Genomic DNA, 16457 nt, shown 5'->3' with positions numbered 1-16457 from the left:
TAATCCGTGACGCAGATCTCACCACCCCCGGACGGGGGTGGTGCACGACCCCACTCACTGGAGGGACACGGCGAGTGAGCGCAGACGGGACCGACGCGGTGGAGATGCGTGCCGCTCTGGTGCGGCTGCGGCGGAGCACGGGCCTGCCCGTCGCGTTCGGCGGCCTCGTGACGGCCGGACCCCTGACGGGCGGCACCGGCTCGGTACGCATCGGCGAGCTGAGCGGCGCGGCGACGGGCGTGCTCCACGGCCTCGCCATCGCGACGGGCAACGGCCTGGGCGGCAAGGCGCTCGCCCTGTCCCGGCCGTGCGCGGTCACGGACTACCCGGTCTCGCGGCACATCAGCCACGAGTACGACGCGGCGGTCGCCGCCGAGGGCCTGCTCTCGGTCCTCGCGGTCCCCGTCGTCGTACGCCGCCGGGTACGGGGCGTGCTGTACGGGGCCCTGCGCACCGCCCAGCCGCTGGGTGACCGCACGCTGAGCGAGGCGGTGGCGGCCGCGCGCGACGTGGAGCAGGCGCTGGTGGTGCGGGACGAGGCGCGGGCGCTGCTCGCGGCGGCGAGCCCGGCGGACGCGGGCGGCGGTCCCCCGGCCGGTTCGGCCGCGTGGGAGGAGGTGCGCGAGGCGCACGGCGCGCTGCGGGCGCTCGCGCCACGCGTCGTCGACCCCGCGCTGCGCGAGGAACTGCTCGCGGTCTGCGGCAGGCTCGCCTCGGCGACGGCGCCGCCGCGCGTTCGGGACGTGGGGCTCACGCCGCGCGAGGTCGACGTCCTCGCGTGCGTGGCGACGGGTGCGACGAACGCGGCCACGGCCGAGCGGCTCGGGCTGCGCCCCGAGACCGTGAAGGGCTATCTGCGGTCGGCGATGCGGAAATTGGGGGCACACACGCGGCTCGAGGCGGCGGTGGCGGCGCGCAGGGCGGGACTTCTGCCGTGAACCTCATGCGTGCCGCGCGCGGTGCCGGGCGGGCCGCTACTAGGGCGTGTTTCGAAAGTAGCGTCGTCCGCCCGGAGGGCGGGCCCCGCGGCGTCTGGTGCGTGCGATCGCAAGGCGCCGGAGCGTCCTAGTGGCGGAGCCACTCGGACGTTTCGGCAACGCCGCATGGGGGTCCCCCCGCTCGAGCGAAGCCGAGAGTGGGGGAGTGCGTGCCAGGCGCCGCGGGGCAGGCGGGACTTTCGCAACACGCCCTAGGTCCGTACCGTTCCGAAGCGGATGTCGCACGGGCCCGTGACGCCCAGCGTGCGCGCGGTGGCCTCCGCCTCGGCGACGAGCGCGTCACGCTGTGCGGCGGTGAGTTTCCCGAAGGGCTGGAGGGTGAGGGACGCCGCGGCCTCGTCGAGGTTCCAGAGTCCGGCGAGCACGCCGTCGACGAGGAAGGTCGGGTACACGACGTTGCCCGTCCAGGTGCGCTCCTTGTAGGCGAGCGGGACGAGGCGTGTGCGGTCGGCGTGGGACAGGAGCACGTTGTCGAACTCGGGGAGGAGCCGGGGCGGGGCGGGCGTGTCCTCGTCGGGGCGTGGGGCGTCGGGCAGGTCGAAGAGCTCGACGCCGTGCGGGTCGCGGAAGGTCACGAGCCGGGGCCGCAGCCGCTCGAACACCTCCTTCATCCTCGTCAGGCCCGACCACTGCTGCATGTCCTTGACGGAGGCGGGACCGAACGCGGCCAGATAGCGCAGGACGGTGCCGTCCGGGGCGGGAGCGGTGGCGGGGTCGGGGTCGGACTCGGGTGCGCCGCCGGGTTCCTGGGCGCGGTCGAGCCAGTGACCGGCGGTCGTCAGGGTGACCTGGCCGCTGCGCTTCCACAGGCCGCGCGGGGTGGTCTGCACGAGCGGGAGCCGGCAGCGGACGGCGATCGTGAGGACGAGAGGGTCCGCGTCGGGCCACCGCGCGAGCAGCAGCTCCCTGATCTGCTTCGGAGTGCGCGGCTCCTCTTCGACGTACGCCTTGGTGAGCGCGGTGAGACGGTCGAGGTCGACGCCCGCGAGGCGCTTCGTGAACATCTTCAACTCCCGCTCGAGGGCGGGCTGGACGAGCGGGCGCAGGCGCACGCAGTCGTCGGCGCCGAGCAGGTGGACCGTGGAGCGCATGGCGGCGATGCGGACGACCTCGCGGTCGTTCAGGAGCGCGGACAGCTCGGCGGGGTCGAAGCCGTCGAGCCGGGCGGCGAGCGCGACGTAGGGCGGCTTCACGTTCTGCGCCTGGAGGCCCACCAGATGTTCCACCGCGGCCTTGGCGGTGACGGGTGAACGGCGCAGCAGGAACTGGCGGTCGAGGGTGGCGCGCCCCAGGGCCCGCGCCGACAGGGTCCGATCAGTCATGCCCGGCACGGTAGCGGGGCTTGCGGACATCTTCTGACCGCAAGCCGCCGATCGCTGCCGATCCCTGCCGATTCCCGGCCCGGCGATCACTCCACGCCGCCGAATTTGAGCCATATATCCTGCACAGAGGCCGAAGTGACAGCCGTATCGACACGCAGGACAGCCGTTATCGACACGCAAGGCGGAGACATGGCAGAGCGGCGGGCCCGCCCGGGAGCGGCACCGAAGAAGTTCACATGGCGCCGCGCCAACGGGCAGCCGCCGGCGGAACCGCCCACGCCCGAGGCCGCGCCACCGGCCCCCGACGCGTCCGCGGACCCCGCCCCGGAGACGGCGAGCGTGGTGCAGGCGGCCCTGTACCGGGACGGTGTGCGGGTGGCGTCACCCGCGACGCTCGCCGAGACGTTCCGCGAGCTGCGCCGCGAACAGCCGGACGGCATGGCCTGGATCGGCCTCGCCCGCCCCACCGAGGCCGAACTCCTCTCCCTGGCAGGCGAGTTCGACCTTCACCCATTGGCGGTGGAGGACGCCCTCGAAGCACACCAGCGCCCGAAGCTGGAGCGGTACGGAGACACGCTGTTCGTCGTCCTGCGCGCCGCCCGCTATCTGGACGCGCCCGAGGAGGTGGAGTTCGGTGAGCTGCACGTCTTCGTCGGCGCGGACTTCGTCATCACGGTCCGGCACGGCGCCGCCCCCGACCTCTCCGTGGTGCGCCGCCGCATGGAGGACACCCCGGAACTGCTGAGACTGGGCCCGGAGGCGGTGCTCTACGCGATCCTCGACGCGGTGGTCGACGGCTACGCCCCGGTCGTGGCCGGCGTACAGACCGACATCGACGAGATCGAGACGGAGGTCTTCAGCGGCGCCCCCGAGGTGTCCCGGCGCATCTACGAACTCTCGCGCGAGATGGTCGAGTTCCAGCGCGCCACCCGCCCCCTCGTCGGCATGCTGCACGGCCTGATGGCGGGCTTCGCCAAGTACGGCACGGACGAGGAACTCCAGCGCTACCTGCGCGACGTCGCCGACCACGTCACGCACACCAGCGAGCGCGTGGACGGCTTCCGCCAGGCCCTCGCGGACATCCTGACGGTGAACGCGACCCAGGTGACCCAGCAGCAGAACGCGGAGATGCGGGCCCTGGCGGAAGCGGGCTTCGAGCAGAACGAGGAGATCAAGCGCATCTCGTCCTGGGCGGCGATCCTCTTCGCGCCCACACTCGTGGGGACCATCTACGGCATGAACTTCGTGAACATGCCGGAACTGGCCTGGCGGTTCGGCTACCCCATCGCGATCGGCCTGATGGGGGTCGTCTGCGTCAGCCTGTACGTGATCTTCAAGCGCCGCGACTGGCTCTGAAGCCCTCCCGTGACTGGTCGCTCATACGGGGAAGGCGGCACCGGCTGCTGCTTTCCCAACCCGCCGGCGCCTACGTCATCCCGCAGGCCTGCACTGACGTACCCATCGGGTCACCAGGTGCGCGGGAGGTAAACCGTCCGCGCCGGGGCTACCGTCGTCCGGGCCTGAGCGCGTGCTGGGCGGCGAGGCGGACGGGTGCGTTCTGGGCGCCGTAACCGCGGTATCCGCCGTCGCGCTGGACCAGTTCGAAGAAGACCCGGCCGACGGTCTCCGTGTAGAAGTGGCGGAAGACGCCGTGCTCGTCGCGGTCGTAGAGGATGCCGAGTTCGCGGTACGTCTCGGCCTCGCCGGGAGCGAACTCGAAGCGGGCGGCGAGGTCGTCGTAGTAGTTGGGCGGTACGGGCAGTGCTCGTCCGCCCGCCTTCCGGAAGGCGCGGGCCGCGGCGACCACGTCGTCCGTGGCGAGGGCGATGTGCTGGGCGCGGCCGGCGTCGTCGGCGGGGCCCGCGCCGATGCCGAGGGCGATCCGCACGCTGCCGTCGCCGTTCGTGACGGCGCGGCTGCGGAGCAGGCCGTAGGGGTCGGCGACGTCGACGCTCTCCTGGGGCCTGAGCCCGAGGACCGTGCGGTGGAAGAGCGCGGCCTCGTCGAACTGGTGCCAGGGCTGGGTCAGGGCGAGGTGGTCGATGCGCAGGGGGGCGGCGGGACCGGGCTCACCGCATCGGCCGGCGGGCAGGGGTGCGTCGGGGAGGGGCGCCTCGGGAAGCGGTGCGAAGTCCTCCCGCCAGTTCGGCAGGCCCTCCCGGTCCGTCGCGCAGAAGAAGATCTCCACGCCGTCGGGCGCCGCCACCGCGTCGAGCGGGGCGTCCTCGGGTGCCCGGCGCCTGGGCAGTACGGGCGCGAGGAGCGACTCGGCGCGGGCGGCCGCGGCGGCCGGGTCCGGGGATTCCAGGCCGAGCGCGGCGAGCGCGAGCCCGTCGCGGTGCCGGACCGGGTCGGTCGTGACCAGGACGCGCGCCGCACCGGCCTGCCACAGCTCCACGGGCTTGCTGCGGTGCCGGGCGGTCCGGCGCAGACCGAGCGCGCCGAGCAGGTCCGACACCGCGCCGGCGTCCGGGGTGGTGAGTTCCGCGAAGGCGACGCCGGTGGGCTCGACGGACGCGGGCGGCGCCGCGATCCCGGCGGCCTCCTGGAGCAGCACGAGGGAGCGCTGGGCGTCGACGGCGGTGGGTCCCGCGTCGGCCTGCCGGAACACGTCGTTGAACACCTCCAGGGAGAGCGGCCCGGTGTAGCCGGCGTTGATCACGTGCCGGACGAGTCCGGTCACGTCGAGGCCGCCCTGCCCGGGGAAGCAGCGGTAGTGGCGGCTCCACTGGAGGACGTCCATCGCCATCAGAGGGGCGTCGGCGAGCTGGAGGAAGAAGATCTTCTCGCCGGGGATGTCCTCGATGCCCTTGGGGTCGGAGCCCCGGGCCAGGATGTGGAAGCTGTCCAGGCAGGTGCCGAGCGCCGGGTGCCCCGCCGCCTCGACGATGCGCCAGGCGTGGTCGTACGTGCTGACGTGGCGGCCCCACGCGAGCGCTTCGTAGGCGACGCGGACGCCGTGTTCCTGGGCGAGCGCGGCGAGCCGGTGCAGCTGCTCGGCGGCGAGCGCGTCGTCGTCGGCGGCGAGCGGCGAGACGCTGGAGCACACCAGGACGGTGTCCGTGCCGAGCCGGTTCATCAGCCGGAACTTGTGCTCCGCGCGGCGCAGGTTGCGCTCGAACTCCTGTGGCGGCACGGCCTCGATGTCACGCATCGGCTGGTAGAGGTCGATGGTGAGGCCGAGGTCGGCGGCGCGGGCCCTGATCTCCTCGGGGGTGAGGGGGCTCGCGAGGAGATCGTTCTCGAAGATCTCCACTCCGTCGAATCCGGCCGAGGACGCGGCGGTGAGTTTCTCGGTCAGGGATCCGCTGAGCGAGACGGTGGCGATCGAGGTGCGCACGGCGGGGCTCCTTCGCGGAGGGGGAGGGGAGAGAGGCTCAGGCTGGGCGGGGTCAGCTGCGGGCGGGCGCGGGGGCGGCGAGTTCGGCGATGTCGGCGAGCATCCGCGCCGTGTCCGGCTCCCGGCCCGTGAAGAGCCGGAACGCGTCCGAGGCCTGGAAGACGGCCATGCCGCCGCCGTCGAGGGTGGCGCACCCCAACTCCCGGGCGGTACGCAGGAGTTCGGTGTCCAGGGGGCGGTAGACCACCTCGGCGACCCACAGGGACGGGCGCAGCAGCGTGGCCGGGAGGGGCAGTCCGGGGTGGGCGGCCATGCCGGTGGGCGTGGCGTGGACGAGGCCGTCCGCGCGGGCGAGGTACTCCTCGGCGCGCTCGGGCGTGCCGGCGCTCGCGCGGCCCTCGCCGAAGTGCCGGTTCAGCGCGGCGGCCAGGCCTGCGGCGCGCTCGGGCAGGGCGTCGACGACGGTCAGATGTCCGCAGCCCAGGGTGAGCACGGCGTGCGCGACGGCCGCGCCCGCGCCGCCCGCGCCGAGCTGTACGACGCGGTCGAGCGGGGCGTCGGGCAGGCCCCGGGCGAACGAGGCGGCGAATCCGGTGACGTCGGTGTTGTGGCCGACGGCGCGCCCGTCCTCGAACACGACGGTGTTGACCGCGCCGAGCGCCTCCGCCTGCGGGGCGAGCTCGTCGAGGTGCGGGATGACGAGCTGCTTGCAGGGGTGGGTGATGTTGAGGCCGCCGTAGCCCACGGCCCTGGCCGCGCGCAGCAGGTCGCCGACCTGTTCGGGGGCGAAACCGAGGGGGTCGATGTCGATCAGCCGGTAGAGGTAGCGCAGTCCCTGGCGGTCGGCCTCGCGCTCGTGGAGCGCGGGGCTCAGCGAGGGGCCGATGCCCGAACCGATCAGACCGACGAGGCAGGAGTCCTGAGGCACCGTTTCTCCTAATGTACGAACTGGTTCGTTAGTAATACCAGGAACGCGGCATCCTGGAAAGGGCAGCCCGTCACCCGGACGGCCGCAGCTTCTACAATCACCAGCACCGAACGGACCCGGAGGAACGCATGGCCACAGTCGAAGAGCCGACGCGACCGGCGGTCCGGACCCGCGACGCCGCGCGCACCCGGGCCGAGATCCTCGATGTCGCCACCCAGGAGTTCGCCCGCGCCGGGTACACGGGCGCCCGCGTCGACGAGATCGCGGCCCGCACCCGCACCACGAAGCGGATGATCTATTACTACTTCGGCGGCAAGGAACAGCTGTTCACGGCGGTTCTGGAGCGCGCGTACTCGCAGATCCGGCAGGCCGAGCAGGAGGTCGACGTCGACCATCTGGACCCGGTCGCCGCCATCCGCCGGCTCGCCGAGCTGACCTTCGACCACCACGAGGCGCACCCCGACTTCATCCGCCTCGTCGCGATCGAGAACATCCACGAGGCGGAGCACATGGCCGCCTCCGAGCAGCTCGGCGCGCTCAACTCGCCCGCGATCGAGGTGATCCGGCGCATCCTCGACGCGGGGCGGGCGTCGGGCCTGTTCTCGGCCGACATCGACGCCGTGGACCTGCACGCGATGATCAGCTCGTTCTGTTTCTTCCGGGTGTCGAACCGGCACACGTTCGGCGCGCTCTTCGGCCGTGACCTGGTGGCGGCGGAGCAGCGTGAGCACTACCGGACGATGCTGGGCGACATGGTCATCGCCTATCTGACGGCGGATCGCTCCGAGGCCTGAGCGGGGCACCGGCGGGTACCGGAACGGACATGTCCGCGACTCCACCTCTTGACATGCGGGCAATGCCAGCGCAACATCCGTAGCCATCCGCTACTAACTACCCAGTGGGTTAATTAGCTGGACCGCCCGGCCGGACATGGCCGAAGAGCCGGGCAGCGCCGCAGCGCCCCACACCCAGGGCCCAGGCACCACCCCGCACCCCTCCGCTCACTTCACCGCCGAAGTGTCCCCCTAGGAGTACGCCGTGACCGTCCCCTCCCCCGGCGCCGCAGCGCCGCAACAGCCCCCCGAGGGCCAGCCGCGCAAGGCAGCGCTCGCGGCCTGGACCGGCAGCGCCCTGGAGTACTACGACTTCTTCATCTACGGCAGCGCCGCCGCGCTGATCTTCCCGAAGGTGTTCTTCGACGAGTCCGACCCCGCGAACGCGACGCTGCTCTCGCTCGCCACCTTCGGCGTCGCCTACGCCGCCCGCCCGGTCGGCGCGCTCGTCCTCGGGCACCTCGGCGACCGCCTCGGCCGCAAGAAGATCATGGTCTTCACGCTGATCCTGATGGGCCTGTCGACGTTCCTCATCGGCTGTCTGCCCAGCCGGGCCCAGGTCGGCTCCCTCGCCCCGGTCCTGCTGGTCCTGTGCCGCGTGCTCCAGGGTGTCTCCGCCGCCGGCGAGCAGGCGAGCGCCAGCTCCATGACGCTGGAACACGCGCCACCGGGCCGCCGCGGCTTCTTCACCAGTTTCACCCTCAGCGGCACCCAGGCGGGCCAGCTCATCGCCACCCTCGTCTTCATCCCGGTCGCCGCCCTGCCCGAGGACCAGCTGCTCTCGTGGGGCTGGCGCGTCCCGTTCTGGCTGAGCGTCGCGGTCGCCGTCGTCGGGTACGTCATCCGCCGCTCCCTGGAGGAGACCCCCGCCTTCGCCCAGCAGGCGGCGACCGAGGGCGTCGTGAAACTTCCCCTGGCCGTCCTCCTGCGCGACCACTGGGCCGACGTCCTGCGCGTCGTCGCCGGCGCCCTGATCGCCTCCGTGAGCACGATCTTCACCGTATGGGCCCTGTCGTACGCGACGAGCCCGGCGGTGGGCATGGACCGGAGCGGGATGCTGTGGGTGGGCGCCCTCGCGAACCTGGCGGCCCTCGGCGCGATCCCCCTCTGGGCGAAGCTCTCGGACCGCATCGGCCGCAGGCCGGTCTACCTGGTCGGCGCCGTCGGCAGCGCCGTGCTGATGGCCTGCTATCTGTGGGCGATCTCCACGGGTTCGTACCCGCTGGTCCTCGCCCTCGGCATCCTCACGTTCGGCTTCGTGTACAGCGCGGCCAACGGCGTCTGGCCCGCCTTCTACGGCGAGATGTTCCCGACCCGCGTCCGGCTCTCCGGCATGGCGATCGGTACCCAGATCGGCTTCGCGGTCGCCGGGTTCGCGGTGGCGTTCGCCGCACAGATCGCGGGTCCGAACGGTGACGACTGGTCGGCCGTGGCCCTGTTCACCGCGGCGCTCTGCGTGCCGCCGGCCATCGCGGCCCTCACCGCGCGCGAGACGCACGACGTGCCCGCGGAGGAGCTGGGCCTGCGCCCAAAATCTGAACTGCCCGAGCGCGTACCGGCGAAGGCCTGACCGACCCGGCCGCACACCCCCATCTGTGGCGCCGGAGCCGTAGAGTTGATCTCCCGGCCACAGATGGGGGATGGCATGCAGCGCTACGAACGGCTCCGGCAGATCCGGCGGCTCGACCCGGACCAGGACTGGCTCACGATCTACCGCCTGACCAGCGCGTACGAGTTCCCGTGGGACTACACCCGGGCCCTGGAGCTCGCGCTCTACCGCACGTACGCCGTCCCGAGCATCGGCGCCCTGCTCGACCGGACCGCCGAACTGACGGAGCGTCCGCAGAAGCGGTACGACGACACCGCGCTGCTCCTGGACACCGTCGTCGAGCACGGCTTCGACAGCGTCCAGGGCCGCACGGCGATCCGCCGGATCAACCAGATGCACCGCAGCTACGACATCAGCAACGACGACATGCGGTACGTCCTGTGCACGTTCGTCGTGATGCCCAAGCGCTGGATCGACACGTACGGCTGGCGCCGGCTCTCCCGCCATGAGACGACGGCCGCGGCGCACTACTACCGCACCCTGGGCCGGCACATGGGCATCCAGGACATCCCCGGCTCCTACGAGGAGTTCGAGAGCTTTCTCGACGCGTACGAGGCCGAGCACTTCGGCCGGGACGCGGGGGCGCGCCGGGTGTCGGACGCCACGATCGCGCTCATGGCGTCCTGGTACCCGGGCTTCCTCGCCCCGGCGCTGAAGAAGGCGACGGTGGCGCTGCTCGACGAACCGCTGCTGCACGCCTTCGACTACGAGCCGCCGACTCCCGCCGTACGTAGGCTCGTCCGGGGCGCCGTCCGGCTGCGCGGCCGCGCGGTCCGGCTGCTGCCGCCGCGCCGCGAGCCGCACCACGCCCGGCAGAACCGGGAGATCAAGGGCTACCCGAACGGCTACCGGGTCGCCGAACTCGGCACGTTCCCGACACCGGGCCGGGGCGGCTGCCCGGTGCCGCACGAACGATAGGAATCGCGCGTCCCTACAGCGTGACCCTCAACTCGCTGTATCCGTAGGCGATGAACGACTCCACGTGCGGGGCCTCGCCCGCGTCCGGGTCGAGCGCGAGGCCGGGGAAGCGTGCGAACAGGGCCGGGAGCGCGATCTCCGCTTCGAGCCGGGCCAGGGGCGCGCCGACGCAGTAGTGGACGCCATGCCCGAAGGCGAGGTGTTCCTTGTCGACGCGCGTGAGGTCGAAGGCGCCGGCGTCCGCCCCGTGCCGCAGGGGGTCGCGTCCGGCCGAGGCGTACGTGGCGAGGATCGCGTCGCCCTGCGGGATCTTGACGCCGTCGGGCAGCTCGATGTCCTCGACGGCGTACCGCAGCGGCAGGTTGGCGATCGAGGGGGCCCAGCGCAGGGTCTCCTCGATCACGTCGCTCCAGGGGATCTCGCCCGCGAGGACGCGGGCGAGCTGGCCGGGGTGGCCGAGCAGGGCGTGCACGGCGTTGCCGATGAGGTTGACGGTCGTCTCGTGTCCGGCGCCGATGACGAGGAGCAGCGTGTCGACGAGTTCCTGCTCGGTGAGGCCGGAGCCGTCCTCGTCACGGGTGGCGATCAGGACGCTGGTGAGGTCGTCGGCGGGTGTGGCGCGCTTGAGGGCGACCAGGCCGCCGAGGAGTTCGTGCACCTCCTGCCAGATGGCCATGGCCTGTTCGGGCGTGACGGTGGTGTCCATGATGCCCGCGATGAGCCGCGCGGCGTCGGCCTGCCGGTCCTCGGGCACCCCGAACAGCTCGCAGATGACCTGCATCGGCAGCGGGTGCGCGTACGCCGTGCGCAGGTCGACGCGGCCGTCGGGCACCTCGGCCATCCGGTCGAGCAGGCCGTGGGCCAACTCCTCGATGCGGGGGCGGAGGGCGTCGGTGCGGCGCTTGGTGAACGCGGGCGAGACGAGCTTGCGCAGCCGGCGGTGGTTGGCGCCGTAGGCAGTGAACATGTTGGTCACGCCGACCCAGGAGTTGACCCAGGACTCGCGGAACTCGCCGTCGATCCAGGCGGGCCAGTGCTGGTTGGGGTCCTTGGAGACGCGGTCGTCGGCGAGGAGCTGCTTGAGGACGGTGTACTGGGTGGGGGCCCAGGCCGGTATGCCACCGGGGAGTTCGACGAGTGCCGCTGTGCCGCGCGGGCGCAGCAGGTCGGCCTCCGCGTGCAGGCCGCGTCCCGCGGGGTCGATGACGTGGGGGGCGTGTGCCATGTGATGCTCCAGAAGTGTGGGGGTTCATGGGGGTTCCATGATCAAATCAGCACAACAGAGCGTAGGGGCTGGGGAGTTCGGACGCACGTACGTGTGACACGTACAGGACACGGCGTCGCGTGGCAGGCCCCGCACCGAAGGCGCGCCTAGGGCCTCTCGTTTGGATCAGGCCGACGGCGTCATGTGCGGCTGCCGCCGCGGGGGGAGCGGGGCCTGGTGCCGTGCATCGCAAGGCGGAGGAAGGAGCCCACGCGGTGGGGGCACCTCCCAGCGGTAGCTGGGGGAGTAGGCGACTGACGACAACGCCGCGAGGTGCGGTGCCAGGCCCCGCGAGCCCGGCATGATCCAAACGAGAGGCCCTAGGATCCAGCCGTGGCCCTGTTCCGAATCACCCGTGAATCGCCGCTTTCCCCGGCCGAGGCCTGGCGCCGTCTGACGGACTGGGAGCGGCACGGGGACGTCGTACCGCTCACCCGCGTCAGACTCGCCACCCCGCCCCCGACCGGCGAGGGCACGGTCTTCGTGCCGCGTACCGGCGTCGGACGGTTCGCCTTCGACGACCCGATGGAGGTCGTCGCCTGGGAGCCTCCGCACGGCGCCACGGCGGGCCGGTGCCGCCTGGAGAAGCGCGGCACGTTCGTCACCGGCTGGGCCGAGATCGCGGTGGCACCGCACGGCCCGGGGTCCCGGATCGTGTGGCAGGAGGAGATCCGTGTGCGCCCGCTGCCGGAGCGCTGCGACCCGCTCCTCGCGCGGGCCGGGCGCCTGATGTTCGCCCGCGCGGTCAACGGGCTGCTCACCTACGGAAGTTGAGGGCTCAGCCCCGGCCGATGACGCGCCGGGCCCCCGCGAGGACCGCCGTCGCCAGGGTCCACCCGGAGACGACGAGGAAGACGGCGACGGCCTTGCCCACGCCCTGCGGATCCCAGGACCCGCGATAGCCGAGGCTCGCGACGGGGATGAGCAGGTCGACGCTGTACAGCACCGGGTCCCAGGCCCGCTGCCCCGAGCCGCCAACTGCGCGCGGCTCGTGGTTCGCGAACCACAGGGATCCGGCGGCGGCCAGGCAGAGCAGCCAGACGAGGGCCCGGCGCGGGGCGTAGCCGTAGCCGAACAGCAGGTCCTGGAGCAGGCCCCAGGCCCGGCCCGACAGCCGGTCGAGACGGCGCACATGGCGCTCCCTGGCGTGCCGCACGGTCCGGGCCGACCGCTCGTCGCCCGCGCCCTCGTACGACGTCGCCAGCTGCTCGAAGGAGCCGGCGCCCGCGTTCGGGTCGCGGGTCAGCCAGTCGACGCGGGCGCGGACGTCGGCGCCGGTGGCGGGGCCGGCGGTTTCGAGGCGCTTGTACGTGAAGCCCTGGAGGTTGAGACGGCCCGGGGCGGGCCAGGTGGCGGCGGAGTCGACGAGTACGTCGACGGCGGCGTCCTGGAGCACCACGTCGCCCGCCGGGGCCTCGCGCAGGTCGAGGCGGAGCCGGGGCACCCGGAGCCGGCTCAGGAGCAGCGCGCCCGCGGGTGCGCCGATGACACTGTCGTGGAACGTCACGACGCCGTCGATCACGGCGGCCCTCAGGAGCACCTGCCCGGCGCTGCGGAAGCCCCAGTCCGCGTACAGGCCGCGCCCGCAGGCGAGGCCGGTGCCGTCGAGGCCGCCGACGTCCGCGCCGTTCAGGTTGAGGGCGTGGGTGATCCGGGCGTCCCTCAGATAGAGGGCGCCGGAGGCGGTGAGGCCGCGGGCGTGGACCGAGCCGGACACGTTCAGGCGGGGCGCGAGCACGGACCAGGGGGCCGCGTCGGCGACGGTGAGCTGTTCGGCGAAGAGGTTGCCGTCTATCGCCGCGTCGGCCAGTTCGAGTGCGGCCGACGTGGCGTCCTCCGGCAGGCGGCGCGGCACACGGGGCCCGTCGCCGGCGGCGGGCGGGCCGGCCAGCGGACGGGGCACGGGCGTTCCGCCGCCGAGCCGCGCGCCGGAAAGCCGCAGGTCACCGTCGACGGCGAGCCGGGCCGCGTGCAGCGCGGGCAGGATCGATCCCGTCAGGTCCAGTGAGGCGACGGTCAGTTCGGCGCACCGTACGGGCTCTTCGAAGACGCAGTCGACGAGTTCGAGCCCGGCGTCGACGCGGCAGCGGCTGAGGTCGAGCGGGCCGCGCACGCGCAGCCCCTCGAACCTGAGCACACCCCCGGCCGCCGCCTCGTGTCCGGTGATCTCCTCGCGCAGCCGGGCCGCGTCGACGGTGTCGCCCGCGACCGGACGCCACCTCGGGCGCCGACTCCCCCTGAGACGTGCCATGTTCGCCCACCCCTTTTCCTGCTCCTCCCAGGAGATATCACGCGAGGGCGAACATGCGCGCGGACCTTGTAGGGATACTGAGTTGATGGACCGCTCTCCCCACTTCACCAGGTTCGGCGCGCAGGCCGCCGACGCGCTCGACAAGTGGCAGCAGATCAACCAACGCCCCCTGTCCGCCCTGAAATGGCTCGACACCGGCGGCAGCGGCGCGCTCCTGGCCTCGGTGTTCATCCGGGACAGCGATCCGCAGCACACCAACCGACGGATGATCATCAAGCTCTGCTCCCCCGACGGCGGCGCCTCGATGGAGCCGGGGCGGCTCATCTCGGCGCGACGGTCCGTCCCGAACGGCGATGACTCGTTCCCCCGCGACCATCTCGTGGAGCAGCTCTACGATCCGATCGAGGCGGGCGGCTCGTGGCTGATGTTCCAGGGCTTCGCGGGCAACGACGCGACCATGGTCACCCTCAGCACGATCCTGCGACAGCGGCGGCTGCCCGGCGTCGCCGCGGAGATCACACGGTCACTGCTGGCCGACTGGAACCCGGACGAGAGGACGCACGGCGAGATGACGGCGGCGGCCTTCGTCGCCGAACTCCTCGACCGGCGCCTGGAACCGGACGAGCCGCTGCCCGTGTGGGTCCGCGACGAGCTGGGCCTCGACCTCGCCACACCCTGGATCCGGACCGGGCGGCCGGGTGCCGCTCCTGTCCCCAACCCGGTTCATGTACACGACGGTTGTCCGCTCTCGGAGCACACGGTCGCCTATCCGATGCGCGGCCGCGCACACGGCGACCTGCACCCGGGCAACGTCATGGTGCCCAGGAGCCCCGAGGCGAACGTCGACGAGTACGTCCTGATCGACCTGTCGCGCTTCGACGAGGGGGCGCTGCTCGCCCGGGACCCCGCGCATCTGCTGCTGTGCCTGGTGGCGGACTTCCTGCCGCACCTGTCGGAAGACGCCCGCGCCGACGTACTCGACCTGCTCGTCGGCCGGGACACCCCGGGGCTGTTGATCCCGCAGGGGCTTGCCCGGACGGTGGACAGGGTGCGCGCGGCGCCGGAGAGCTGGCTGCGCATGCGCACCGTTTCGAGCGAGTGGCACGGCCAGTGGCTGCTCTCGCTCCAGGCGTGCGCCCTCATGTTCACGGCCCGCGCCCGCTACGACGCGCGGGACCGGTGGTGGTTCTTCCGGCTCGCGGCGGAGGCGGGTGGCGAGTACCTCCGGTCGGTCGACGCGTACGAGCCGGGTGAGTCGGTGTTCGTGGCGGGTCCGCGGGAGGCTCCGCCGGCCCTGGAAACCGTGGTGGCGGCGGCAATGGCGACGGCTCCGACGGCTTGGGGCAGGGTGCCCTCCCAGATGACGGCGCCCCCTGACCCCACCCCCGCGCACGCCCCCGCATCCGATGAGCCCGTGGCGTCCGGCCCCCGTACCGAAGGGCCGCTGCCCGCGCTGCTCGTCGCGCTCCGTGAGACGTTCGGCGGCCATCTGGAGGCGGTCAGGCAGCAGACGACCGGCACGCTCACCGCCGAGATCCTCGCGCCTGTCGCGTGGGCGGCGGCTCAGGGGCGCAAGGACCTCGCGGCGCTCGTCGGCTCCGTGCCGAGCCCCGTGAGCCAGGAGACCCGGGGCCTGCTCGACGCGGTGCTCGGACAGCTCAGCCGTGTCACCGAAGCGGTGATCGAGCCGAAGCTGAGGGAAGAACAGCCCGTGTTCCAGCGGGATTTGGCCCACCGTTCCCTTGCCATGACACTGAGTCAGCTCCTGGAAACCCTGAACGAGGCCCTGCTGAACGGAGAGTTCGGTCAGGCCACCGATCCGAGCCGCCCGGACGGCGCCGCCGCGTCGGGGTGAATCGGCGTGTGGGCGCCGGTCAGCGAGACGCCGCTGCCGCCGCGCCGGTTGGCGACGATCTCCGAGGCGATGGACAGGGCCGTCTCCTCGGGGGTGCGGGCGCCCAGGTCGAGGCCGATCGGTGAGCGCAGGCGCGCCAGTTCGAGTTCGGTGACGCCGACGTCCCGCAGGCGTTCGTTGCGGTCGAGGTGGGTACGGCGGGAGCCCATCGCGCCGACGTAGGCGACGGGCAGGCGCAGCGCGAGTTCGAGGAGGGGGATGTCGAACTTGGCGTCATGGGTGAGGACGCACAGGACGGTGCGCGCGTCGGTCTCCGTACGCTCCAGGTACCTGTGCGGCCATTCCACGACGATGTCGTCGGCGTCGGGGAAGCGGGCCGGCGTCGCGAAGACGGGGCGCGCGTCGCACACCGTCACGTGGTAGCCGAGGAACTTGCCGATCCTGACGAGCGCCGACGCGAAGTCGATGGCGCCGAAGACGATCATGCGGGGCGGCGGGACGGACGACTCGACGAGGATCGTGAGGGGCTGTCCGCAGCGCGAGCCGCTCTCGCCTATCTCGACGGTGGCGGTGCGTCCGGCGTCGAGGAGGGCGCGGGCCTCGCCGGCGGCGGTGCGGTCCAGTTCGGGGTGGCCTCCGAGGGTCCCCTCGTATCCGCCCTCGCCGTCGGGGCCGTCCTGGACGAGGATCGCTCGGCCCAGGAGTTCGGCGGGTCCCTCGGTGACGCGCGCGACCGCCGCCGCCCTGCCTCGGGCGGCGGCGGACAGCGCCGCCGCGAACACCTCCCGTCCCGGGGTGTCCGCACGAACCGGGGTGACGAGGATGTCGATGACCCCGCCGCAGGTGAGCCCCACGGCGAAGGCGTCCTCATCGCTGTACCCGAAGCGTTCGAGCACGGTCTCGCCGTCCTCGAGCGCCTGCTGGCACAGGGCGTAGACCGCGCCCTCCACACAGCCGCCGGAGACCGAACCGATCGCGGTGCCTTCGCTGTCGACGGCGAGGGCTGCGCCCGGCTGCCGGGGCGCGCTGCCGCCGACGGCCACGACGGTGGCCACGGCGAACTCGCGTCCCTGCCGGGCCCATTGGTCGAGCTCCTCGGCGATGTCCAGCATGTTCGGTCTCCTTGAGCGAGGCGTGGA

The 16457-nt window shown here is 72.6% G+C and carries 13 protein-coding genes; 7 read left to right on the top strand and 6 right to left on the bottom strand.

The features are described from left to right. Positions 1 to 104: 104 nt before the first annotated feature. The gene (locus EOT10_RS01805) at positions 105 to 938 is read left to right on the top strand and encodes a helix-turn-helix transcriptional regulator (RefSeq protein WP_431313254.1); all 834 of its coding nucleotides are present in this window, start codon (positions 105 to 107) and stop codon (positions 936 to 938) included. A gap of 251 nt (positions 939 to 1189) precedes the next feature. Here the strand turns inward: EOT10_RS01805 and EOT10_RS01795 are convergent, their stop codons facing one another. Then, a complete protein-coding gene (locus EOT10_RS01795) occupies positions 1190 to 2320 on the bottom strand; it encodes a winged helix DNA-binding domain-containing protein (protein WP_223280704.1) in 1131 nt (376 codons plus the stop codon). A gap of 189 nt (positions 2321 to 2509) precedes the next feature. Between EOT10_RS01795 and EOT10_RS01790 the strand changes: the two genes are divergently transcribed. Continuing rightward, positions 2510 to 3676 (top strand): magnesium and cobalt transport protein CorA, encoded by a 1167-nt coding sequence (locus tag EOT10_RS01790; RefSeq protein WP_127826223.1) that lies wholly within the window; start codon positions 2510 to 2512, stop codon positions 3674 to 3676. A gap of 148 nt (positions 3677 to 3824) precedes the next feature. Here EOT10_RS01790 and EOT10_RS01785 read toward each other — a convergent pair whose 3' ends face one another. Next, positions 3825 to 5660, bottom strand: a complete 1836-nt coding sequence (locus EOT10_RS01785; protein ID WP_127826222.1) for a bifunctional sugar phosphate isomerase/epimerase/4-hydroxyphenylpyruvate dioxygenase family protein — start codon at positions 5658 to 5660, stop codon at positions 3825 to 3827. Between the two features lie 52 nt (positions 5661 to 5712). Then, positions 5713 to 6588 carry a shikimate dehydrogenase gene (locus tag EOT10_RS01780; RefSeq protein ID WP_127826221.1) on the bottom strand — a complete coding sequence of 292 codons (876 nt, stop codon included), beginning with the start codon at positions 6586 to 6588 and terminating at the stop codon, positions 5713 to 5715. 128 nt (positions 6589 to 6716) lie between these two features. On the opposite strand from EOT10_RS01780, the gene EOT10_RS01775 reads away from it, so the two are divergent. The 3 genes from EOT10_RS01775 to EOT10_RS01765 all read left to right on the top strand — a co-directional run bounded on the left by EOT10_RS01775 (position 6717) and on the right by EOT10_RS01765 (position 9948). Further along, entirely contained in the window at positions 6717 to 7382 is a 666-nt protein-coding gene (locus tag EOT10_RS01775; RefSeq protein ID WP_127826220.1) for a TetR/AcrR family transcriptional regulator, read from the top strand. A gap of 244 nt (positions 7383 to 7626) precedes the next feature. Further along, positions 7627 to 8991 carry an MFS transporter gene (locus EOT10_RS01770; protein ID WP_127826219.1) on the top strand — a complete coding sequence of 455 codons (1365 nt, stop codon included), beginning with the start codon at positions 7627 to 7629 and terminating at the stop codon, positions 8989 to 8991. A gap of 75 nt (positions 8992 to 9066) precedes the next feature. Continuing rightward, positions 9067 to 9948, top strand: a complete 882-nt coding sequence (locus EOT10_RS01765) for an oxygenase MpaB family protein (protein WP_127826218.1) — start codon at positions 9067 to 9069, stop codon at positions 9946 to 9948. Positions 9949 to 9961: 13 nt separating this feature from the next. On the opposite strand, the gene EOT10_RS01760 is transcribed toward EOT10_RS01765, so the two are convergent. Beyond that, positions 9962 to 11173: a cytochrome P450 family protein gene (locus tag EOT10_RS01760; RefSeq protein WP_127826217.1), complete on the bottom strand. Its 1212-nt coding sequence runs from the start codon at positions 11171 to 11173 to the stop codon at positions 9962 to 9964. Positions 11174 to 11545: 372 nt separating this feature from the next. Here EOT10_RS01760 and EOT10_RS01755 point away from each other — a divergent pair, with 372 nt between their 5' ends. Beyond that, a complete protein-coding gene (locus EOT10_RS01755) occupies positions 11546 to 11986 on the top strand; it encodes an SRPBCC family protein (protein WP_127826216.1) in 441 nt (146 codons plus the stop codon). 4 nt (positions 11987 to 11990) lie between these two features. Here EOT10_RS01755 and EOT10_RS01750 read toward each other — a convergent pair whose 3' ends face one another. Next, entirely contained in the window at positions 11991 to 13463 is a 1473-nt protein-coding gene (locus EOT10_RS01750; protein WP_127826215.1) for a hypothetical protein, read from the bottom strand. 85 nt (positions 13464 to 13548) lie between these two features. Here EOT10_RS01750 and EOT10_RS01745 point away from each other — a divergent pair, with 85 nt between their 5' ends. Continuing rightward, a complete protein-coding gene (locus EOT10_RS01745; protein ID WP_127826214.1) occupies positions 13549 to 15318 on the top strand; it encodes a hypothetical protein in 1770 nt (589 codons plus the stop codon). Here EOT10_RS01745 and EOT10_RS01740 read toward each other — a convergent pair. Further along, entirely contained in the window at positions 15270 to 16430 is a 1161-nt protein-coding gene (locus tag EOT10_RS01740) for an XdhC family protein (RefSeq protein WP_127826213.1), read from the bottom strand. The genes EOT10_RS01745 and EOT10_RS01740 overlap by 49 nt on opposite strands. Positions 16431 to 16457 lie beyond the last annotated feature (27 nt).

The sequence above is a fragment of the Streptomyces antnestii genome (assembly GCF_004005495.1).
Lineage (GTDB): Bacteria > Actinomycetota > Actinomycetes > Streptomycetales > Streptomycetaceae > Streptomyces > Streptomyces antnestii.
Note: the sequence above shows the minus strand (reverse complement) of the source record. Positions and strands in the feature narration are given on the sequence as shown.